This window comes from Paenarthrobacter sp. NPDC089322, assembly GCF_040684895.1.
Lineage (GTDB): Bacteria > Actinomycetota > Actinomycetes > Actinomycetales > Micrococcaceae > Arthrobacter.
This window is the reverse complement of record NZ_JBFBGW010000003.1, coordinates 227397-248191: the sequence shown is the minus strand read 5'-3', so window position 1 is coordinate 248191 and position 20795 is coordinate 227397. Positions and strand designations below refer to the sequence as shown.

Annotated in this window: 18 protein-coding genes; 4 read left to right on the top strand and 14 right to left on the bottom strand. The window is 64.1% G+C overall.

Annotated features, from left to right (window positions below):
* Positions 1-113 precede the first annotated feature (113 nt).
* Positions 114-923 (top strand): MoaF C-terminal domain-containing protein, encoded by an 810-nt coding sequence (locus tag AB0N65_RS05125; protein WP_364158582.1) that lies wholly within the window; start codon positions 114-116, stop codon positions 921-923.
* A gap of 87 nt (positions 924-1010) precedes the next feature.
* Here AB0N65_RS05125 and AB0N65_RS05120 read toward each other — a convergent pair whose 3' ends face one another.
* On the bottom strand, positions 1011-2486 hold the full coding sequence (locus tag AB0N65_RS05120) for an APC family permease (protein WP_364158579.1): 1476 nt from the start codon (positions 2484-2486) through the stop codon (positions 1011-1013).
* 250 nt (positions 2487-2736) lie between these two features.
* On the opposite strand from AB0N65_RS05120, the gene AB0N65_RS05115 reads away from it, so the two are divergent.
* The gene (locus tag AB0N65_RS05115; protein ID WP_364158577.1) at positions 2737-3720 is read left to right on the top strand and encodes a helix-turn-helix domain-containing protein; all 984 of its coding nucleotides are present in this window, start codon (positions 2737-2739) and stop codon (positions 3718-3720) included.
* A gap of 30 nt (positions 3721-3750) precedes the next feature.
* Here AB0N65_RS05115 and AB0N65_RS05110 read toward each other — a convergent pair whose 3' ends face one another.
* From AB0N65_RS05110 to AB0N65_RS05085, 6 genes are read right to left on the bottom strand one after another with little or no spacing between them, the layout of a single operon-like run.
* Positions 3751-5361 (bottom strand): sulfatase-like hydrolase/transferase, encoded by a 1611-nt coding sequence (locus tag AB0N65_RS05110; protein WP_364158574.1) that lies wholly within the window; start codon positions 5359-5361, stop codon positions 3751-3753.
* Complete coding sequence (locus AB0N65_RS05105; protein WP_364158572.1) at positions 5358-6212, bottom strand: ABC transporter ATP-binding protein; 855 nt, start codon at positions 6210-6212, stop codon at positions 5358-5360. The genes AB0N65_RS05110 and AB0N65_RS05105 overlap by 4 nt, the downstream gene beginning before the upstream one ends.
* On the bottom strand, positions 6209-6988 hold the full coding sequence (locus AB0N65_RS05100) for an ABC transporter permease (protein ID WP_364158570.1): 780 nt from the start codon (positions 6986-6988) through the stop codon (positions 6209-6211). The genes AB0N65_RS05105 and AB0N65_RS05100 overlap by 4 nt, the downstream gene beginning before the upstream one ends.
* Entirely contained in the window at positions 6988-7761 is a 774-nt protein-coding gene (locus AB0N65_RS05095) for an ABC transporter permease (protein ID WP_364158567.1), read from the bottom strand. The genes AB0N65_RS05100 and AB0N65_RS05095 overlap by 1 nt, the downstream gene beginning before the upstream one ends.
* A gap of 27 nt (positions 7762-7788) precedes the next feature.
* Positions 7789-8781 carry an ABC transporter substrate-binding protein gene (locus AB0N65_RS05090; RefSeq protein WP_364158564.1) on the bottom strand — a complete coding sequence of 331 codons (993 nt, stop codon included), beginning with the start codon at positions 8779-8781 and terminating at the stop codon, positions 7789-7791.
* A 51-nt stretch (positions 8782-8832) separates the two neighbouring features.
* Entirely contained in the window at positions 8833-10554 is a 1722-nt protein-coding gene (locus tag AB0N65_RS05085; protein WP_364158561.1) for an amidohydrolase, read from the bottom strand.
* A 231-nt stretch (positions 10555-10785) separates the two neighbouring features.
* Here AB0N65_RS05085 and AB0N65_RS05080 point away from each other — a divergent pair, with 231 nt between their 5' ends.
* Entirely contained in the window at positions 10786-11397 is a 612-nt protein-coding gene (locus AB0N65_RS05080) for a helix-turn-helix domain-containing protein (RefSeq protein WP_364158558.1), read from the top strand.
* A gap of 6 nt (positions 11398-11403) precedes the next feature.
* Here the strand turns inward: AB0N65_RS05080 and AB0N65_RS05075 are convergent, their stop codons facing one another.
* The 6 genes from AB0N65_RS05075 to AB0N65_RS05050 form a co-directional block, all read right to left on the bottom strand.
* On the bottom strand, positions 11404-12852 hold the full coding sequence (locus tag AB0N65_RS05075; RefSeq protein WP_364158555.1) for an MFS transporter: 1449 nt from the start codon (positions 12850-12852) through the stop codon (positions 11404-11406).
* Positions 12853-12940: 88 nt separating this feature from the next.
* A complete protein-coding gene (locus AB0N65_RS05070) occupies positions 12941-15982 on the bottom strand; it encodes an SMC family ATPase (protein ID WP_364158552.1) in 3042 nt (1013 codons plus the stop codon).
* On the bottom strand, positions 15979-17151 hold the full coding sequence (locus AB0N65_RS05065; protein ID WP_364158550.1) for an exonuclease SbcCD subunit D: 1173 nt from the start codon (positions 17149-17151) through the stop codon (positions 15979-15981). The genes AB0N65_RS05070 and AB0N65_RS05065 overlap by 4 nt, the downstream gene beginning before the upstream one ends.
* A 71-nt stretch (positions 17152-17222) precedes the next feature.
* On the bottom strand, positions 17223-18170 hold the full coding sequence (locus AB0N65_RS05060) for an aquaporin (RefSeq protein ID WP_364158547.1): 948 nt from the start codon (positions 18168-18170) through the stop codon (positions 17223-17225).
* 109 nt (positions 18171-18279) lie between these two features.
* Entirely contained in the window at positions 18280-18630 is a 351-nt protein-coding gene (locus AB0N65_RS05055) for a DUF202 domain-containing protein (RefSeq protein ID WP_364158545.1), read from the bottom strand.
* Between the two features lie 30 nt (positions 18631-18660).
* Complete coding sequence (locus tag AB0N65_RS05050; RefSeq protein ID WP_364158543.1) at positions 18661-19017, bottom strand: DUF202 domain-containing protein; 357 nt, start codon at positions 19015-19017, stop codon at positions 18661-18663.
* A 79-nt stretch (positions 19018-19096) separates the two neighbouring features.
* Between AB0N65_RS05050 and AB0N65_RS05045 the strand changes: the two genes are divergently transcribed.
* Complete coding sequence (locus AB0N65_RS05045) at positions 19097-20164, top strand: ADP-ribosylglycohydrolase family protein (protein WP_364158540.1); 1068 nt, start codon at positions 19097-19099, stop codon at positions 20162-20164.
* On the opposite strand, the gene AB0N65_RS05040 is transcribed toward AB0N65_RS05045, so the two are convergent.
* Positions 20151-20732: a DUF4395 domain-containing protein gene (locus AB0N65_RS05040; RefSeq protein ID WP_364158537.1), complete on the bottom strand. Its 582-nt coding sequence runs from the start codon at positions 20730-20732 to the stop codon at positions 20151-20153. The genes AB0N65_RS05045 and AB0N65_RS05040 overlap by 14 nt on opposite strands.
* Positions 20733-20795 lie beyond the last annotated feature (63 nt).

Sequence of the window (20795 nt, the reverse complement as noted above, 5' to 3'; positions counted from 1 at the left end):
TCCTGGTCAAGCGGAATGCTCCGCCGCACAAGACCCACCAGCCATGGAAGCCGAATACTCGAAGAAGGGCAGATCAGCTGTCCTTCATGTCGTCGAGCACGAGTAGGAAATCCATGACACTCAATCTTCTTGACACCTCCAACTGGCTCCCGCTGGACGGATTGGCACCCGGCTTCGATGCCAACAAAGCCGGGACCGTCCAGGACCTCGCAGGGCAGAACTTCACCGTCTGCACAGACAGCGGCACCATGGCCTTCAGCTTCGATGACGAAGAAGTCCAATGGTCCGCAGCCGGGCACAGCGGAACAGCACCGTATGAAGCCTTCGCCGTGGCCGGGCAACTGTACTACGCCCAATGGCACAGCCCCGTGGAACCGGACCTTGCCGTTTCACTGGTCCTGGACCTCACCCACGGCCGGGCGCTTTATGTCGGTGCTTCCCTCGGGCAGGCGTCCCACGGATCTCCGGCCGTCCAGCACGAGTTCCGTCCGGGAACCCTGGACAGCTACCCGGTCAGCGGTGCCCCCATCGGCGAGAGCACTTCCCTCATCGGGCGGCGCGTGGAGTGGGTCTACAGCGAATCACACGCATACGAACACATCTACCTCAGCCCTACCTGGTACACCTGGCAGTGCCTGGCCGGGCCGGAACGCGGACTGGCGGACACCGACGCCAACACTGTGCTGCAGGTCCGTCCGGGTATCTTCGTCTTCACGTGGCGGGAAAAAGTCATTCCCTGTGGGTCGGTAACCATCGCAGACCACCGGGATGTGAACGCCATCCGCTCACATGGCAGCCTGTTCGGCTGGGACGAATCGGGCACCACACCCGTGCACTTCACCTTCGGCGCCCATGGCCGGTTGATCAGCATCACGCACCACGGCCCCGGGCTCAACCCCGCGGCGGCCGCTCCCTCCGCGTAACGCACGGAAGGACCACGCAAGGAAGCCCCGGCAGTTGGACTGGTCAATTGCCGGGGCTTCCTTGCGTTGAGGACGGACGGTGCCTGGTCAGCCTTCCGCGCCGTGACCGATCCGGGCGTAGAGCTCCGGCTGCGAGCGCCGCAGGCGCAGGCCCCAGGCAACTCCCACCACGCCTGGCAGCAGCACCACCATCGGAAGGACGAACGTGGCCGGCGTCGAGTCGGTTTGCCCAAGCAGGACATTGAAGTTGGCGAGGATGAGCACGAACACCACGGCCAGCAGGGCGAAGCCCAGCCCCGGGGCCACCAGCCTGACCCACAGGCTTGCCCCATGCGGTTTCCGGCGGAAGTAGCCGATCACGGCCAGCGAGACAACAGTCATGAGCAGGACCAGCCCCATTGCACCGCTGTTGGTGAGCCAGGTAAACATGGTCAGCACGGGGTACAGTTCGCCGAATTCCGAACCTGTTCCTGCTGCGGCAAAAGCAACGGTCACGACGACGGCGATCACCGTCTGTGCCAACGACCCCGCAAACGGCGCACGGCTGTGTTTCCTGACGCCGGCGAAGAAGGGCGGAAGGACGCGCTCGCGGCCCAGGGAGAAGAAGTATCGCGCTACGGCGTTGTGGAAGCTGACCAGTGCTGCGAAGAGGCTCGTGACAAACAGGAGTTGCGCGATGTCGCTCAGCAGCACGCCACCGTTTGCGCCGAGGAAGGCGAAAATCATGTCCGGACCATTGGCAGTGGCTGTGTCGATGACAGCCGACGGACCGGCGCCCACCGTCATGGCCCACGCGGAAACCGCGTAGAACAGGGCGATGATCGCCACGGCCGCGAACGTGGCCCGGGCAACCGTACGCTTGGGGTCTTTGGATTCCTCCCCGTAGATCGCTGCGGATTCAAACCCCATGAAGGCAGCGATTCCAAAGGACAGGACCGCTCCGATACCCGGGACAAAGAGGCTTTCCGGGCTAAGGGACGCGGCGCTGACACCCTCGGGGGCGACGGCCAGGCTGATGGCGTCGTACACGATCACCACCAGGAATTCGAGGGCTACCAGCACCCCAAGGACCTTCGCCGACAGGTCCACCCTGTTGACGCCCAGCCAGCCCACGATGGCGATGCAGACCAGCACGGGGATCCACCACGGCACGCTGATGCCAAGCCGGGCTGACAGCAGCGACGAGACAGTGAAGCCGAAGAGTCCATAGATTCCCACTTGCATGAGGTTGTACGCCATCAGCGCGACGAGTGAGGCGCCCACGCCGGCGGGCCGCGAGATGCCTTGCGCGATGTAGGCGTAGAACGCACCGGCGTTGGTTACGTAACGGCTCATGGCGGCGTATCCCACGGCGAAGAGGCCAAGGATTCCGCCCAGGATCAGGAAGGACAGGGGCACCCCGGTGACGCCGGTGACGGCGAAGGTGGTGGTCACCCCGCCTGCCAGGACTGTCAGCGGCGCGGAGGCCGCGATGATCATGAAGGTCACGGCCGGTACGCCAAGCCGCCTTTTGGTTTCTGTGGCTCCGGCGATCTTGCCCTGGACTGGGTTGTCTACGCTCAAAATGTGCTCCTGCCTCGGTACCGTTGAAGATCGCACCGTGGGAGATTGCACGGCACGGTTGTCGGTCATTCCGCCATCTTCCATCGCCAAGGCGGGGCGTGACTTGTCTCACACCGCAGGGTCGTTGACTGTGCACGCAAGCACCGGCACAGGAGTGGCGCCGGTGTAGAATCGTGGGCAAGCTCACGTCCGCACTGGTGGCAACCTGGACCAGTGCCAAACGGCACGGCGGGCCATGAAAGGGAGTTTGATGACCGTCGCGGCTGACACTGGCCCCTCAACCGTGCACACCGTCGTCGCGGAGTCGTTCCAGGAATGGAGCCGGGCAATTTCCGCGTCCTTCGTTCCGTTGCTGGCAACCGGCCCCCGGGGGGCCACGTTCCACGGCACCATGCGGGCACGCGTCCTTGGGCAGATTTCGGTGGTCGAAGTCACGGCCGGTCCGCACACGGTACTCCGCACGCCGGAGCTGATCGCCAAGTCCGCCGGACGCTTCTTCAAGCTCAGCATTCAGCTTTCGGGCTCGGGCAGGTTGATCCAGGACCACCGCGAAGCGGTGCTTCACCCCGGGGACCTCTCCATCTACGACACCTCCCGCCCTTATGAGTTAACGTTCGACGACGACTTCCGCACCTTGGTGCTGATGTTCCCCCACGGCCTGCTCGACTTGCCCGCCGAAGCCATGGGGCATGTGACAGCGTTGAGGATCCCCGGAGACGAGGGCCTGGGCCAACTCATCAGCCCGTTCCTGGTGAGGCTGGCGGACAACCTCGAGGCGCTCTCGGGGACCAACGGGCTGCGGCTGGTACACAACGCCCTGGACCTGGTCACAACGCTCTTCAACGGCGAGCTTGACCAGCTCATCGAGACCGGCCGCGACCCCCACCTGCTCCTCCTGGGCCGGATCCATGACTACATCGAGGCAAACCTGGGCGATCCCGGGCTTTCGCCGGGCACCATAGCTGCGGCGCATTACATCTCCACGCGACACCTCCACGACCTCTTCCAGGAGATAGGCACCACCGTGGCGGCATCCATCAGGCAACGGCGACTGGAGCGCTGCCGCCGTGACCTGCTGGATCCGGTGCTGGCAGACCGGCCTGTCACCGCCATCGCGGCCCGGTGGGGTTTCACTGACGCAGCCCATTTCAGCAGGATCTTCCGGGCTGCCTTCGGGAACTCCCCCACCGGGTACCGCACCGCCAACCAAGGTTCCTCCACCGCGGAACCTTAGCCCCGCCGTCGAACTTTCAGAGCCTGACCTTCAGGCCGCCGCCGTGGGTGCTGTCCCCTGGTCCGCCACCGCGGCCATCTCATCCAGCATGGTCCGCATCAACCGCTCCTCGAGGTCCGCCGCTGCGGGGTCGCCGGCACGGTTGAGGAGCTCGCCGGGGTCGCTGCGGAAGTCATACAGTTCCGTCACGTCCGTGCCGAAGTAGCGCGTCAGCCTCCCCTCTGCGGTGATGACCGTCCGCATCCGTACGGGGCCGGGCAGCCCATCCAGGCCGAAGGGCTGTTCCTCTTCCACCAACAGGGCATCCCTGTGGCGCTCGGCAGTCCCCCGCAGCACGGGCAGCAGGGAACGTCCTTGGATGCCCCGGTATGCAGCGGAGCCGGCCAACTCAAGCAAGGTTGGTGCAATATCAGCGCTGGAGACGAGCGCGGAGGAGCGTTTCGGGGTGACGCCCGGGATTTTCACCAGCAAGGGAACGTTCGTCACTGCCCGGTAATGGACAAAATGCTTGAGCATGAGTCCATGGTCGCCAAAGAGGTCGCCATGATCGCTGGTGAAGACGATGACGGTGTCCTCCGCCATGCCTTGGCGCTCCAACTCGGCAAGAATCCTGCCGATGTGCTCGTCCATCAACGTGATCAGGCCGTACTGGGCGGCAGCAGCGTGCCTGTACTGCTCTTCGGTAGCCGCCCAGGTCATGGTGGGGTCGGCGTTGGGCGTGCCACGGTGTTCGATCATGGCCCTGACATGCGCAGGTGAGGCTGAGTGGTCCTGCTCGAAGCCAAGCGGCAGGGGCAGGTCCTTGGGATCGTACAGGTCCGCATAGCCTGCCGGCGGTGAGAAGGGATGATGGGGATCCGGGAAGGACACGAACATGAAGAAGGGCTGGTCCTGGCCCGCAGCGTCCTTAAGGTGTTCGATGGCCTTCTCGCTGACGTAGCTTGTGGGGTGTGCCTCGGCCGGAACGGCCGTTTGGTACACCTGGTCCCAGCCACCGAAAGTGCTGGCCGAGTTGCCGGGCCCACCCAATGCCTCGGGGTCGATGCCATGTTCCCGTGCCCAATGCACATAGTGCCCGCCGGGACGGTCGCCATGGCCAATGACCAGGTCCACATGGTTGTAGCCGTAATAGTTGGCGGGTAGCCCGATGAAGCGCTTGTCGTGGGCGTCGCGGTTCTCCCATTGGTCCCACCCTGCGTCGAAACCGTGGCGCCGGGCATCGCCCACACCGTCGTCGAGCAGCATGGGGTCCGTGGCCCGGATCTCCTCGGCCTGGTGCGGTTCGAACTCCCAGCCCATGTTCTGGTGGTGCAGCTTCCCAACGGCAACAGTGTGGTAGCCCCCCGCCGCCAATGACCCGGGCACGGTCTGGGTCAGCGGATCCAAGGTGATGCCGTTGCACCGTGTCCCGTGTGCCGAAGGCCATCTCCCGGTCATGAGGCTGGCGCGGTTGGGCATGCAGGTGGGGTTGGCCACTGTCGCGTTGTCGAACACCACGCTGCGGGCCGCGAGCGCATCAAGGTTGGGGGTCCGTACGGTGCTGTTGCCGCCGAATCCAAGGTGGTCGGCCCTCAGTTGGTCAGCGATGAAAAAGAGCACATTCGGCCTGCGCTTTGCCGGCCCGCGGTCCTCCCCTGTCATGCCGGCCTCTTGATGAGCGACAGGACTTCCGTTCTCTGGCGCGCGAATTCGGGCAAGGAACGCGTGGTGATCTGGTCCCGCGGTGCGGGCAGGTCCACGTCCACCACCCGCAGGACACGGGCAGGACGCGAACCCAGGACGACAACGCGGTCCGCAAGGTAGACGGCTTCGTCGATGTCGTGGGTCACCACGAGGATGGTCATGTTGAAATCACGGCGGATTTTCAGGCACAGGTCTTCCAGGTCGAACCGCGTTTGAGCGTCCACGGACGCGAAAGGCTCGTCCATGATAAGGATCTCCGGACGGTATGCGAGGGCACGCGCGATGGCAACGCGCTGCTGCATGCCTCCGGACAGCTGCCAGGGATACTGGTTGTCGGCATGGGAAAGCCCGACGGCGGCCAGCGCACTATCGCAGCGTTCCTTCAGTTCCGCTGACGGCAGCTTAAGGTGCCGAAGAGGGAGGACCAGGTTCTTGCGCACAGTCAGCCACGGCATCAGGGACCGGTTGTAGTCCTGGAAAACCAACGCCATCTCCGGCGGCGGACCGCTGATGGTCCTGCCGTCGATTGCTGCCCTTCCGCTGCTCGCAGGATGTAGGCCTGCGAGGCATTTCAGGAGTGTCGTCTTTCCCACCCCGGACGGGCCAACTATGCAGACCACTTCCCCGGCATCCACGGTGAACGTGAGGTCTTCGATGACAGTGCGGGCTTTGTCACCGCTGCCGTATGTCTTGGCCAGGTGCGCCACGTCCAACCGTGGAGTGGTCGCGTTGGTGCGTGTTTCTGGTTGCTGTGCCATGGCGGACTTTCTGTTTCGGGTGGGACGGGCGGGGGCCTGCCTGATGCTCATGCTGCACGCGCCAGGCGTCGGGAGCCGAGGTACCAGGAAAGGACCTTGCGCTTAAGGAGGCTGAAGAGGACGTTGACGAGGAACCCTATGACGCCAAGGAGCAAGATTCCCGCCCACATGTCAGCGGTCATGAAACTCTGCTGAGCCAGCAAGGTCATGGCCCCGATGCCTTGCGAACTCCCCAGCATTTCGCTCGCGATCATCACGATGAACGCGACTTGCAGGCTCACTTGGAGACCGGAAAAGATTTGCGGCCCGGCAGCGGGGAGAAGGACGTTCAGGATGCGCTCCCTGCGCGTGAGCCTGTAGACCCTGGCGACATCCATGAGCTCGGTGCCTACGCTGCGGATTCCGTCCACCGTGGCGATCATGGTCGGGAAGAGCGCGGCCAGGGCGATGCTGGTGACGCGCATCTCCGTACCGAATCCGATCAGCGAGATGAAGATCGGCACCAAGGCCACTGGAGGGATTCCCCGCAGGAAGTGGATCAGGGGATCGATCATCCAGCGGACCGGACGAACCAGTGCAGTGGCAAATCCCAAGCCGATCCCGGCAACGGCGGCGATGGCGAATCCGAGGAACAGGTTCCCCAGGCTGAGCAGGATGTCGGATTGGAAGTGCTCGAAAAGCCACAGTTCCTGGAAGCGGACCATGATGGATTGGAGCGGAGGAAAGAACGGGTCTGTCGAATCCGCTGACAGTACCCACCAAGCCAACAGCAGCACCAACGGTGTGCCTGCCCCGACCAGCCAATGTCGAAGGTTTGGGTTTTTCATCACGGCACCACTTCCCGGTAGGACTCATGCCAGTGCAGGACCCGGCGTTCGGCGAGCCTCGTGGCACCTTGAAACAGAAGGCCCAGGACACCGAGGACGATGACCAGTGCATACAGGCTCGCGTAGTCGCCGGCGGCCTGCGCTTGATAGATGCTTCGGCCCAGGCCAGGGCCCCCGCCGAGGAGTCCGGCCACAACTGTGACCACGAGCGCCGCGGGCGCTGCCACCCGCATGGCGGTACCGATGTATGGCAAGGCGCTGGGCAGGACGACGCGTGTCAGGATTTCCGCTTCGCCCATTCCGTAGGACCGTGCTGTGTCGCGGGCGACGGGGTCCGTCCCATGAACTCCGTCCACGGTTTGCATGATGATGGGCAGCAGGCAACCGAACGCCACCAGGAACAGGGACATCTCCCCCGTGGGGCCCAGTACCAGCACCGCGAGTGGAAGGATGACGATGGGTGGAACGGGCTTCAGGAACTCAAGCACAGCCAGGGTGGCGTACCTGACCGTTTCGAAGCTGCCGATCAGCAGACCCAGGGCTACGCCTGCCACGGCTGAGATCGCCAGGGCGAGCAGGGCGATGCCCAGGGTGGCTCCCAGCGAAGACCAGAACGTCGCTGTGCCGAGGATCGCCGCCAATGTGGTGAAGACCGTGGTGGCTGCAGGTAATGCGTTGCCTCCTGCATCGGCCTCCGCGAGGACCTGCCAGATCACCAGTGCCGCCGCGACACCCAGGGCGCTGAAGGCCATGGGACGGATGGACCCCTTCATGATGAATCTCCCATGATTGTCTTTCGCCTACTTCCCGAAAATGAGGTCGCCGGGAAGCTTTACGGGTGCATCCAGGAAGCCAAGATCGGCGAGGTTGGTGTTGGCACGCTCGATGTCTTCGATGCGGACGTCGTCCGGCCAGTAGTTGACGGCTCCGGCCTTGACCACCTCCACCGGGGTCTTGGTGATCTCGGCGCTGAGCTTCTGTGCCTCATCCAGGTTGCCGTTCGCGTAAGCATTGGCCTTGTAGATGGCGGTCCTGAAACCCTCCAAAGCCTTCTCCTTGGACTTCACTGTGTTGGCGCCGGACACCCAGAGTCCGATTGCTCCCTCTTCGAAAAACTCGACACCGGGGGAAGCCAGCAGACGGTTCCCTTCGGACACAGCCTTGGATGTGAACGGTGCCACGAGCGAGGCAGCGTCAACGCGTCCCGAGTTCAGGGATTGCAGCGCCGAGGATGGGTCGAGCACCATCCAGTTCACCTTGGCAGGATCACCGCCGTCGTCTTTGACAAGCTTGCTGACGGTGACTTCCAACTGGGCTTTCCGAGCGGGAACACTCACGCTCTTGCCTTCGAGGTCCTTTGGCCGGGAGATGGCGGACGACTGCTGGACCAGCAATCCCGTGTCATCGACGCGGTCGAGGTCTCCGGACTCTCCGGCTCCATCCTTGTATCCGTCTGCTGCCGCTACGACCTTCAGCGGCACGTTCTGGCTCAATGCGTTGAGCAGTGGGATGGATGGGGTGTACGTGAGATCGATCTGGCCGCTCTGGGCAGCTGCAATGCCGGCCGGCGGGTTGGCGATGACGGAAACCTCGACGTTGAGGTTTTGTTCCTTGAAGTAGCCCTTGTCAATGGCGAGCCGGAGTGCGGCATCGGAACCGATGCCGATGGTGCCCACCTTGAGTGTGGTGGTTCCGTCCGCTGCCGGCGTGGCTGCAGGGCCGGAACCGCCGCCGCAGGCCGCAAGCGTCAGAGAAAGGACCGCGGCCAAGGCCAGGGGAATGGTGCGTCGCATGTGGTGCTCCTTGGATTGGGAAATGAATTGCTGCAACGGTTGGGGGTGGTACTAGCTGGTGGATTGGTGGACAACGCGTCCACCGCTGAGAGTGAGCGTGATCTGCGCGTCGAGGAGTTTTTCGATCTCGTCGTCGTCAGGCCAGGGGACGGAGAGCATGCAAAGGTCCGCGGTCATGCCCGGAACCAGCGCACCCTTGAACTCTTCTGCGTGGTCCTGCCAGGCGGCGTTGATGGTCATGGCCGCGAGGGCCTGGAGTCCGGTGATCCGTTCGGGATCGTCCGGGTTGCCAGGCCGTGTGCGTGTGGACCGGCGAACCGCCGCGGCCACTGTCCGGCGCCAATCGGCGCTGGTCACCGGGGCGTCGGAGGCAATGGTGAAGCGGACTCCTGCCTTGAGCGCCGAGTCCAAAGGCTGATGTCGGGAGAACCGTTCTTCACCGAGTACCTGGCGCATCATGTCGCCTGCTTCCGTGCGGATCAGCGGATTGGTACTGTATCCGATTCCCTCGGCAGCCATGGTGTCCAGGACCGCGTTGTCGCTGAAGGCGCCATGGATGATGTAGTGGCGGTTCCCGTCAGCGGCGGGGTGGCGTTCCGCGGGGTGCCCGACGTTGCCGTCGCTTCGGGTAGCCGCGACGATGGCCTCCACCCCTGCCGATGTGGCGGCGTCCCCTGTTGCATGGATGCCTGCTTGGAGCCCGGCATCTTGAATCAACCGGAGGATGTTCTTGAGTTCAGCTACACGTTCATGGTCATCGGCGCCTTGGATCACCAGGCTGCCGTGCGTGCAGGCCTGGCCGTAGGGTTCACTCATCCACGCCGTTCCGCTGCGTGGAATCCCGTCCGCGAAGACCTTGACGCCGGCGATCCTCAACTGCTTGGGGTCGATCCGTCGATTGGCGTACGTCCCGCGGAGACCGCTGCGCAGCCCTTCGTCGATGGCCTTCGCGGTGGCGCCTCCTGTTCCGGCGAAAAGCATGAGCACGGTGATTCTCAGGCTCAATTCGTTTCCTTCGGCGAGATCCCCCAACAACTCCAGTGCCGCCGTCGAACCCGCCCCGTCCATCAGCCCGGCGCTGGCCGGCCCCAAACCCGGCTCAGTCAGTGACGTGATACCGAGTGCGTGCAACTGTTCCTGCAGTTTCAGCACGGCCGGGCGGAGGGTCGCCGAAGGAACCGGCGGCATGATGTGTGAGACGAGCCGCATGGCACCGTCCTGAAGAAGGCCGGTCGGCTGTCCGTCCTCTCCGCGGGCGATCACACCACCATCCACGTCGTCCGTCGAGGCAGAAATACCGGCCCTGCTGAGGGCCTCCCGGTTCGTCAGGAGTTGATGCCCTGTGCTGTCGAAGGCCACCACGGGAGTGCCGGGCCGGCTATCCAGCAGATTGCCGCTGGCCGGGCCGAGCAGAGACTCGTCCCAGCCATGGGCGCGAACCCAGCCGTCTTCCCCGGCGGGCGCACCTTCGATCACATCGACGACGGCTGCCCAGTCCCGCGCAGCCGAGGCATCCACACGGGTGTAACCGAAGGCGGCCATGGCCGCGGACACGAAATGCAGGTGGGAGTCATTGATTCCCGGAAGGACCGCGCCACCGGCAGCGTCGATGATGCGCGTGTTGGGCCCGGTCACCGCCGCCGTGCGTTCTTTCCCCAGCGCGAGGACGCTCCCGTCCTTGACCGCGACGGCATCCGCAATGAACCCTGGCCGCGCCGGATCCATAGTGTGAACCGATGCATTCACGATCACGAGGTCCGCGAAACGGTCCATGAAGCCTCCCTAAGGTTTCGCACCAACATGTGATGCACGCAACGTCTTAGAAAGAAGTATGTCGCCTGACTAGGTCACTTGACTAGGTTTTCGGATAAAATTTCTTTGACAGGTCTTTCCGGGCCGCGCGGCCCTGCGACAGGCAGGCCGGAGCACACAGCGCCTAGGATCGATGAGACCGATGATTGGTGAACCCGATCACGGATGTAACTGAGGGCAGGAAGGTACGCAATGGCCAGGGTTCCCGCTGAAGCGCGGCGGTTGCAGTTCGTTGAGGCCGCGGCAAGGGTGATAGCGCAGGATGGACTGGCCTCAGCCACCACCCGCCGGATCGCCAGCGAAGCCGATGCTCCGCTGGCTGCGCTCCATTACTGCTTCCGCAGCAAGGACGAGTTGCTGGAGGAGGTGTACAACTTCCTCAGCAGGGACTACGCCAAGGCGCTGGAACCGGTCGCCGATCCCGGCTTGGGCTTGCGGCATATGATCGGTGCCCATGCCAGGCGCATCTGGATCCGCATGCTGGAGAATCCGCACGAGCAGGTGACCACGTTCGAACTGCTGTTGCGACGGTTCCGCGTTGAGGCAGTCGACCAGCCCCAAGCACTCCTGATGAACCGTTCGATGTATGACGGGTGGGTCAACTCAACCATCGAACTGTTCCGTGGTGCCGCAGCCGCCGCAGGCGAGCCGGTCCCCCGCAACCTGGAAGACGTGACCCGCCTGTTTATCTCCGGCATCGATGGCATCAGCATGCAGCACTTGGCAGACCCCGACGACGAGCGGTCCATGCGCCTGGTGGAACTGATGGCGCAATCGCTTGCCGGGGCCCTTGACTACGCCTGAGCGGAACTACGCCCGGGGTCGGCGCTTCATGACCACGGACGTCACGAGGCCCAGGACCAACAGGCCTGCCGCGGCTGCCATGGAAACGAGGAAGGCCGCAGCCGGGCCCTGCGTCTCAGCCAACTGCCCGGCGAAATAGGCCCCGAGGGCGGTACCCGCGACGATTCCGCTGGCCAAGGCGGTCATTACCGTTGCCATACGGCCGGCCGGAGCAACCAAACCGCCGATGCTGAAAACTGTGACCATCACCGGCCCCACCGGGATTCCCAACAGCAGCAGGACAAAGACCATCGGCCAGATACCCGCCGGAACAAGCAGCAGCAAGGACAGCATTGACATCGCCAGTGCGGCAGCGACCCAGCGGGCAGCCAAGCCAAAGCGTTGCGGCCAGAAGGCCACCGACAACGCAGCCACAGCTGAACTTAGGCCCATGACGGAGTACAGGAGCCCGGCGAGCTCGGCGGTTGCATACTGAGCGGCATACGCACTCAACGCGTTCTGTGTCGCCCCGAAGAAGGTCCCCATGCACACCATCGCCGCTACGGGAACCGCTACTACAGCACCGGCCCGGCGGCTCCGCTGCCGTCCACCCTTTTCGGAACTTACGACGCCGGTCCCCGCCTTGGGGGCGGGCGGCACCACAGCGTGGTGGCTCGGGTGCACAGCAAACGCAGGCACCAAAGTAATCGTCATGAGGGCCGCCAGCGCGAGGGGCAACCAGGGAGCAAGAAGGCTGGCAAGCACACCCACCAGGGCAGGCCCCAGGACGAACGTGATCTCATCCGCCGTGCCCTCGTACGAGAGTGCGGTGTCGAGGTCGGCACGGTTCGCTGCAACACTGCGGCTACCGCTTACTGGAAAAGGAACGCCAACGGAATCCGGGGCGTTCGTGGGCTGCGGGGCGCCGACCGACTGCGGGGCGCGGGCCGGGAGCAAGTTCCGGGTAGTGAGGGCCATCCAGCGTACCCGGGCCATGGGGCCAACTTGGGGGCAGCTTGCACCGGCGAGGAACGCGGCAACCAGGACGCCGGTAGCAGCCAGTGCACTCTCGTAGCCCGGGGTGACGTAGGCCGCGGCAAGAAGCCCGGCTACGGCCAGGGTGTTAACCACTGCGGCGACGAGCAACACCACACGCTGCCCCGCACGGTCAGCCAACGAACCAAGTACCGGAGCACCCACGGCCGAGCCGATCCCCACGGCGCCCGCCGCCATGCCGCCGATCGCGTAGGACTGGCTGACGGAAGTGACGAGGGTCAGTGTGCCCACAGTGAGCATGGCCAAGGGAAGCCTGGCGAACAGGCCAAGCGGCAGGAAGCCCGGACCGGCCAGTTCCGGAAGCCGCGCAAACCTGCCGGGCAGGCGCGAGCGACGGGCGGAGGCTTTGGCGATATTTTGGGCCGAGCCGAACTGCTGGGGCTGCACGTGGGAGGAGGATGCCAGAGAGGGTTTTTCCATGTTTTTCCGGGTTCGCTAAATGGTGCGCATCGTCCCTCCTCCCGATGCGCGCGACCCGGTGTAACGAAGCAAGTCTATCGGATCCGACTCAGGCAGGCACAGCGTCCGCTATAAGGACGGTAGACCCGTTCCGGCCCTTGACCACCTGAAGCTGACTGCTGATCCGCTGCTTCATTTCGGCGACGTGACTGACGAGTCCAACAACCCTGCCGCCGTCGCGAAGGCCTTCCAAGGCATCCATGACCTGCTCCAGGGCTTGGTCGTCGAGGCTCCCGAAGCCCTCGTCCACGAAGAGTGTCTCGATGTCCACGCCACCGGCTTCATGCTGTACGACGTCGGCAAGTCCCAAGGCAAGCGACAAGGAGGCCATAAACGATTCCCCTCCCGACAATGTGGACGTATCCCGGCGTTGCCCCGTCCACTCATCCACGACTTCAAGTCCCAGCCCGGACTTCGCACCGCGCGCTGCTTTCGCATCCGTGTGCTGCAACGTGTACCGGCCGTCGCTCATGGCAACGAGTCTTTCGGAGGCCGCAACAGCCACCTGTTCAAGACGCGCGGCCAGCACGTAGCTGTTCAAGCTCATGCGGTAACTGTTGTCTCCTGCGCCACGCAGGGTCTCCGCAAGGCTGGTCAGGATACGGGCGTGCTCGCGCGGTTCCCTGCCCTCTTGGGCAATCCTTCCGTAGTCCTGGCGGACACGGATGATTGCCTCCAGTGCCTTGCTTGCAAGACCGGCTGACACCGCCAAAGCAGTTGCAGCCTCCGCCGCCCGGGCAACGTCGGCCTTGGCGTCCGCGAGTTCCGCCGCGGTAGGCGGAAGTTCGCCAATGCTCACCTCTTTGCCGGCCAGAACAAGGTCCTCCCCGGCAAACAGCTCGTCCAATCGAGCCGATTCGGCGTCGAAATCCGACAGGGCCTTCTCGATTGCCACCACGTCCGATGGTGACATCAGTTCCCGCCTTGCGTCCTCGACGGAAGCGAAGCCCGTCTCCGGCAGCGCCCTTTCCAGCGCAGCCGCCGCCTCAGCTTGCGCCAGCCCGGCCACGTGGACCTCATTTTCCGCGTCCACAGCATCCTGGAGGATATTGCGTTCCACGGACAACGCCTCCAAGCGATCCCCCAGGCTGGGGAATTCCTGCATGAGGCTGCTCAGCTCAGTTTCCAGGGCGTGGTGCTGTTCCTGGAGGAGCGCGGCACTCGAGGAGGCCTGCGCAGCAGCATTCACATGGGTATCGTGTTCCTCCTGCACATCCTTGATGCGCAGGATTTGGGTATCCAGCCGGCTGCGGAGGTTTTGCAGTGCTTCTGCCGCCGCACGTGCCTCCGCGGCTGCACCATCGGCGGCAACCGCGCGTGCTGCGGTTTCATCAGGATTGGCTGCACCCCCCTGCGCGGCCAATGCTGCGAGCAGCTGGGCCGTGGATGACATGTGTTCCGCGATCCGTGCCAGAGATTGCTCGCTGGCTTCAAACCGCAAACGTACATCTTCTTCTTCCTGGGCGATCGACAGTGCGGAACGGGCAGCTTCCGCTGGACGTGGGTGCTCCGTGCTCCCGCAGACGGCACAGGGTTTGCCCTCCGCCAAGGACGCGGCCAACTCTCCAGCAGCATTGGCCAGCCGGGTTTCGCGGAGGTCCAACCATGCTTGCCGGAGGTCCTGGGACTCCGAACGGGCTGCAGCATGCCGCTCGGTAACTATCTCCAGCTCAGAGGATATTGCCGTATGGCGGGATACAACCTCTACCAGGGCGGCTGCTGCGGCAGCCTCACGTTCCAGGTCCGGAAGCCGCAAAACCTGTGGTTCCAATGCTTTGATACTTGCGGAAAGTTCAGACTCCTCAAGGCGCAATTGCCGGAGCGTCGCAGCGGCTGCTTCCGCGGCGGTCGTCCTTCGCTCGGCTTCCCGCCATTGTGCGGTGAGCCGGGCTGCCACCTCTTCCATGCGCCGTTCGTCCGGAAGGCGGGCTTCCAGGACGGCAAGGGTGGTCCTCGCCGCCTCCAATGCCGCCAAGGGCCGGGCAGTGTCCAGGCCGGCAGACACCAGCTGCCGCCGGACACTGTCCTTGCGGGCTACGGCTGAGTCCAACTTGATCGCGGCCTTATCCACGGCATCCAGTTGTCCGGCCAGGACGGCGGCGCGACGATGGCCATCAAGCTTTTCTTTGTTCTCCAGGGCCTCGGGGGCCGCCAACTCCAGCAAGACGCGCCGTTGCATCGCCGCAGCCAGCCGGCCATGCCTTTGCATCTTTTCCTGGTCCTCCTGGAGCTTCCCTGCCAGACGGAGGGATCGGGAATCGGCCAGTGCGGCCTCCTCCGTGCGGCGGTCCCTTTCGGCCGCCATCTCCGACTCCAACTGTTCAAGCCATGCTTCAGGATCCAGTGGCGGGTCCGCAGCAGGTCCGGGGGTAGGCAATTCCGGGCCCTGCGATTCGTGGTTAGGGAGGGAAAGGCCAAGTTGCTCGCGTTCAGCGGCCGCCCTACCCAACAGCAGCCTGAGTTCTGCCGCGTTGTCCTCCACCACCCGGGCTGCTTCCACCGCTTGCCGGGCAATCTGCCGTTCCACTGCCTCGAAGCGCTGTGTTCCGAACAGCTTCTGGAGGAGCTCGAGCCGATCGTTCGCTTTTGAACGCAGGAAGGCGGCAAAGTCCCCTTGGGGAAGCATGACGACACGGGTGAACTGTTCCCGATCCATCCCCAGGACGTCTGAAAGTTCAGCGCCGACTTCGTCGTTCCGGGAGGATTTTTCTTCCCATCCACCCTCTACCCACTCCCTCAGGAGCGTCTTGGCCTGCTGTGTGGTGGAACCGTTTCGGCCGCGCTTGCTGGGACGCTCCCACGCAGGCGAGCGCGTGACTTCAAAGCGGCGGCCACGTGCCGAGAACTCGCATACCACGCGGGGCTCCACTCCCGGAGCGGCGTGATCGCTCCGCAGCCGCTTTCCCTCCTGGCGGGCTCCGGGGACAGAACCGTAAAGGGCGTAGCAGATGGCGTCGAGGATGCTGGTCTTACCGGCGCCCGTAGCCCCGTTGAGGAGGAAGAGCCCTTGGGCGCTGAGGTGGTCGAAATCTACATGCTGGGGCTCAGCAAAGGGTCCGAATGCCTCGATCTCCAGGCGGTGAATCCTCATAGCTCGGCTGCCTCCAACCTGATGGACTCCAGCGCCTCGCGCAGCGCAGCTTCTTCCACGGCCCCGGCGCTGCGTTGCCGGACGTGTTCCAGGAAGCCACAACAGATGCCGAGGTCGTCCTCTGCCGCAGCGAGCCTGCTGCTGTAGGTGGATTGCGGCTTCTCTTCGACACCTTCAGGATCGAACGCGAGGACCAAGGTGCCGGGAAAGCGTGTGCGGAGCTGTTCCATCGCCTGGACCGGGCGATGCGGGTCCGTGAGGGTGACTTGGCAGTAGGCGGTCTCAGCCCATCGGTGCTCCTCTGACTCCAGTAGCTGGTCCAGCGTGCCCCGCAGCACTGCAAGCTCGGTGGGGTTGTTCCACACGACCTCCTGGACTTCGATACCTCCGTCGCTGGCCAGATCCACCAACCAAGCACCCTTACGGTGCTTTGCTTCAGAGAACGAGTAAGCCAGCGGCGAGCCGGAGTAGCGGACGTTGGGGGCGAGCTCTTGCCGTCCGTGGAGGTGGCCCAATGCCGTGTAGCCAAAGTCCTGGAACAGGTCCAGGGGTACGGCGCCCAGCCCGCCAATGCTCAGGTCTCTCTCGCTGTCCGAGGTAATCCCGCCGCTGGCAAAGGTGTGGGCGAGGACCACTGAAGACACTGGTCCGGCCTGGCGGCGACGCTCGAGGTCACGCCGGATCCGTTCCGTGGCTTCACGGGTCACATCGAAATGGCCCGCGTTGGCAACACCGAGTCGCTCTGCCACCAGGCGCGGTTCCAGGTAGGGAATTCCGTAGATCGCTACCACCGCGCCCTGGTCCCCGTCGTCGAACGGGAGGAGCACCGGAACATCAAGATCCTCGATTTGGGTCCTTAAGTGGACCCCACCGCGTTCCAGCAAGCGGGCGGCAAAGCCCAGGCGGATCGCCGAATCATGGTTGCCGCTGGTCAGCACCACCTTCGCTCCGGTGCCGGTGATGCGCACCAGCGCGTCATCAAGCAGCTTGACGACGTCGAGTCCTGGCAGTGCGCGGTCGTAGACATCGCCCGCAATCAGGACGACATCCACCGACTCGGCTTCGACAAAGGCGACCAACTGGTCCACGAAACCGCGCTGCGCCTCAAGCATGCCAACGCCGTGGAAGGACCGGCCAAGGTGCCAGTCCGAGGTATGGAGTAACCGCATATTTTCAAGCTAACGCCGGGCACCGACAAAAAAGCGCAGGCAAGCCGCCCGGCGTCGAACCCGTCAGGCTCCTAACCCTTCCTGCCGTCAAAGAAGTCGCGGGCGTCGTCGACAACCGGATTCTTCCCGGCAGCCTCGGAGTCCCTCGTGGATTCCTTGCCGGATTCGTTAATCGGTGCGTCGAAATCGTCGTCCACCGTGTCATCCGCCTCAAGATGCAGGTCCTCGTCGGGTTCCTTGCGCGACTCCTTGGCTGCCGTGACCCTGCTGCTGCGGTTGACGTCCACTGACGCGACTGCGCTGAAGCCACGGAAGGCGAACCCGGCCAAGGCGGCCCCCATCAAGGGCGAAACCCAGAACAGCCACAAGCTACCCAGCGCCCAGGACGAACTGAAGAACGCCAAACCCGTAGCGTGGGCGGGGTTGAAGGGGATGTTGCCGAGCACCTGGCCAAACTGAAGCAACACGGCGAGCGCCAGTCCAACCGCAAAAGGTGCCATGGCCGGCGCGGCACGGCGACCGGCTGTAGCTCCGAGGAAGACCGCAACCAGGACAGCGGAGCCGATGACTTCAACCAGCAAGACACCCGCCAGTTGCGTTTGCGCGACCGCGTGCTCGCCGTAACCCGGGGCGGCCGTGTCGAAAGCCGCCCGGGCATCTGTCAGGACCGGTACCGTTCGCACAACGAGGTACACCAAGGCTGCACCGACGACACCGCCCACTACCTGTGCGGCAACGTAGGCAAGAGCTGCAACGGCACGGATACGGCCAACAATGAGGTTGCCCAGGGTGATGGCCGGGTTGAAGTGGCCACCGGAAACATAGCCGAAGGCCAGCATCCCGGCCGTCAACGCGAGGCCGGTTGCCAGGGAAGCCGGCAACGGTCCTCCCTGCTGGTTGGAGAAGATCTTCACTCCCACAGCGATAAGAACCAGGAACATCGTTCCCAGGGCTTCAGCACCCAGCCGGGCCACGATTCCCGATTCGTTCGCGGACGTGGCTTGCACAGGAGGGGTCATGTCGGATGATTCCTAACGTTCTGGAGTAAAGACCTGAGTATCTTGCCAGCCAAGGCTGGGCACTTGCTGGGTTCCGCCGCATGAGGGATACCCAGGCACAAAGCAGAGCTTAGCCGCCCAAGGCGATGGCGGCGATCGCCGTTGCCCCCAGACCCATGACGGCACAGGTACTGACAAGGATCAGCCGGGAGGATGCGGCCTCGTTTCCGCCGTGAAGCTGCCGTGAACGGACCCACACCACACAGGCCAAAACCACGGTGGCGGCCGCAGCCATCAACGCACAAATGCCTTGGTAATCCAAGCCCGGCAGGGCAGGGAACAAGTTTCCGGTCGACGGCTCGGACGTGAGCCAACTGCGCCAGATGAACAGGTCCACGACAACCAGAGATATGAGCGTACGGCGCCACGCAAGCGTCGTCCGCTCCGGTTGCAGCCCGGGATCCCGGACATCCATGCTCATGCGCGCACGCAGCTCAACGCGTCACCAGCGTCACCGCGCCACCAGGATCAGCACAGCGAACCCGAAAGCCGCGACTGCCACCACGATCGTCATGAAGAGCATCACCCTGGAAAACGGCAAGGCCTCGTCATTGCGCATGGCAGCTTCCATCTGCCCCCACCTGCGATAAGAAAGGGCAGCCAACCCCGCACCGATCAAGGCCAGCAGGACACAAAGGACGATGCGGACCGGCTGTGGTGCGATGTTGGGAGCCAGTTGGTCGATGGCCACCGCGCCTGCAAGAAGCGCCAGCGACGTACGGATCCAAGCAAGGAAGGTGCGCTCGTTGGCCAGGGAGAACCTGTAGTCAGGTGTCTTGCCTGTTCGTCGCCAAGCCGGTTCACGCACGTTGCTTCTCCAGTTTCCTCATGCCGCGCAGCTTCCCCACCATATCAGCGGCGGTTCCCGGGCACGGTAAGTTACTGGCATGAGTGTTGAAGCCTCCCCCGCCGCCCCGTCCTTCCCGTCACGCGTCTACGCGACACTCCTGGGGGGAGCTTTGGGCGATTCCCTTGGTTATGCCGTGGAATTCGACACCATCGGCGTCATCCGCGCGCGCTTCGGTCCCGCCGGACTCACCTCGTTTGAACAGCTCGACGGCGACACACACATTTCCGACGACACCCAGATGACGCTTTACACGGTTGATGGCCTGGTGGAAGCGCTCGAATGGGCCAACGACGGAGTAGCCGCCGACGAGCTGGCGTGCCTGTGGTTGGCATACCTGCGTTGGCTGGCGACCCAGGACGTTGCGGTATCTGCTTCCGCCCCTGTTCCCCAGCCCCGCTGGATTGATCGTCAGGAGGTGCTGCGCCACCGCCGGGCCCCCGGGAACACCTGCCTCAGCGCACTCGCCTCGGGAGAGATGGGAACGGTCGCCCGGCCACTCAATCCGGAATCCAAGGGCTGCGGCACCGTGATGCGCTCCGCACCCTTCGGCCTCATTCCACATATCTCGCTCGAAGCGGTCAACAAACTCAGCACAGACGCCGCAACGCTGACGCACGGCCACCCGTCGGCAAGGCTGAGCGCCGCAGCCTTCAGCCTCCTTGTCCACCACCTGGTCACCGGGAAGGACATCCGAGGCGCAGCCACTGAAGCCCTCCATTACGTCAACGGCCTGCCCACCAAGGCTCCCGAGCTTCCGGAACGCCTGGAAGCAGCCTTGCGGCTGTCGTCCGCGCCAACCGTTCTCAGCCCCGAGGAACTGACCGCAGCGCTCGGTGAGGGTTGGGTCGCAGAGGAAGCGCTCGCCGTCGGGCTTTACGCGGTGTTGGCGACGCAGGGCGGCGATCCGGCCGACCACTTCCGCAGGGCGATCGGCGTCGCCGTCAACCACAGCGGTGACAGCGACTCCACGGGGTCAATTGCCGGCAACATCCTTGGTGCCTACTATGGCGAAGCGTGCCTGCCGTCCGATTGGCTGGCTGCCCTCGAGGGTGTGGATGTGATCCGTGGCATGGCCGACCGGCTTCTAGCCGTCACGACCGCCTGACGGATTCCCGGCCGCGGCCGAGTGCCACGTTGTCGCAGGCTTCGCAAACATCGGCGGGAACCAGCCCCCGTCGCTGCAGGAAACCGAAAATCGCGCACCCCAGGCAGAAGCCGACAAACGCTTCCAACGACGCTGCCACGATCAGCAGCGCGAGCAGGATCCACGCTGCCGGCTGGAAGCCGGTGAAAAAAAGCACGACGGCGGCACTCGTCAACGCGGCCCCGATCCCTTGGGCGAACCGCTTGGGAGGACCGGGCACCAACTTGGCGTGACCGATGCGCGGAGCCAGGACCTTCACGGAGAGCAAAGCCAGCGGAGAGACCCTTGGGCCGAACAGGACCCTCAGCCAGAAGCCAATGGCCAGGGCAACCAGCCCCCAACCCCACCCGGACACCAACGTGCCGACAGCCACCACGACCACGAGCCCTGCAGTGATTCTCGCAGCGTATTCGTTGACGGGGTTGGGGAAAGCAAAGACAGCACGCCGGTTGACCCGCTGCCGTGAGGGTGCATCCAACGCCGGAGCAGCTGCCTGCCGGGCGGCATTGGAAGGATTGGCCCTTGTCATGCCCTCTAGGCTAGGAGCGCGGATCCATTCACTGGAAGGGTTATTGCGGAGTATGACCGGAGC

Bases quoted from the DNA above. Each gene is read 5' to 3' on its own strand.
- AB0N65_RS05125 (WP_364158582.1), top strand. From the start codon at position 114: ATGACACTCAATCTTCTTGACACCTCCAACTGGCTCCCGCTGGACGGA.
- AB0N65_RS05115 (WP_364158577.1), top strand. From the start codon at position 2,737: ATGACCGTCGCGGCTGACACTGGCCCCTCAACCGTGCACACCGTCGTC.
- AB0N65_RS05110 (WP_364158574.1), bottom strand. From the start codon at position 5,361: ATGACAGGGGAGGACCGCGGGCCGGCAAAGCGCAGGCCGAATGTGCTC.
- AB0N65_RS05105 (WP_364158572.1), bottom strand. From the start codon at position 6,212: ATGAGCATCAGGCAGGCCCCCGCCCGTCCCACCCGAAACAGAAAGTCC.
- AB0N65_RS05100 (WP_364158570.1), bottom strand. From the start codon at position 6,988: ATGAAAAACCCAAACCTTCGACATTGGCTGGTCGGGGCAGGCACACCG.
- AB0N65_RS05095 (WP_364158567.1), bottom strand. From the start codon at position 7,761: ATGAAGGGGTCCATCCGTCCCATGGCCTTCAGCGCCCTGGGTGTCGCG.
- AB0N65_RS05090 (WP_364158564.1), bottom strand. From the start codon at position 8,781: ATGCGACGCACCATTCCCCTGGCCTTGGCCGCGGTCCTTTCTCTGACG.
- AB0N65_RS05085 (WP_364158561.1), bottom strand. From the start codon at position 10,554: ATGGACCGTTTCGCGGACCTCGTGATCGTGAATGCATCGGTTCACACT.
- AB0N65_RS05080 (WP_364158558.1), top strand. From the start codon at position 10,786: ATGGCCAGGGTTCCCGCTGAAGCGCGGCGGTTGCAGTTCGTTGAGGCC.
- AB0N65_RS05075 (WP_364158555.1), bottom strand. From the start codon at position 12,852: ATGGAAAAACCCTCTCTGGCATCCTCCTCCCACGTGCAGCCCCAGCAG.
- AB0N65_RS05070 (WP_364158552.1), bottom strand. From the start codon at position 15,982: ATGAGGATTCACCGCCTGGAGATCGAGGCATTCGGACCCTTTGCTGAG.
- AB0N65_RS05065 (WP_364158550.1), bottom strand. From the start codon at position 17,151: ATGCGGTTACTCCATACCTCGGACTGGCACCTTGGCCGGTCCTTCCAC.
- AB0N65_RS05060 (WP_364158547.1), bottom strand. From the start codon at position 18,170: ATGACCCCTCCTGTGCAAGCCACGTCCGCGAACGAATCGGGAATCGTG.
- AB0N65_RS05055 (WP_364158545.1), bottom strand. From the start codon at position 18,630: ATGAGCATGGATGTCCGGGATCCCGGGCTGCAACCGGAGCGGACGACG.
- AB0N65_RS05045 (WP_364158540.1), top strand. From the start codon at position 19,097: ATGAGTGTTGAAGCCTCCCCCGCCGCCCCGTCCTTCCCGTCACGCGTC.
- AB0N65_RS05040 (WP_364158537.1), bottom strand. From the start codon at position 20,732: ATGACAAGGGCCAATCCTTCCAATGCCGCCCGGCAGGCAGCTGCTCCG.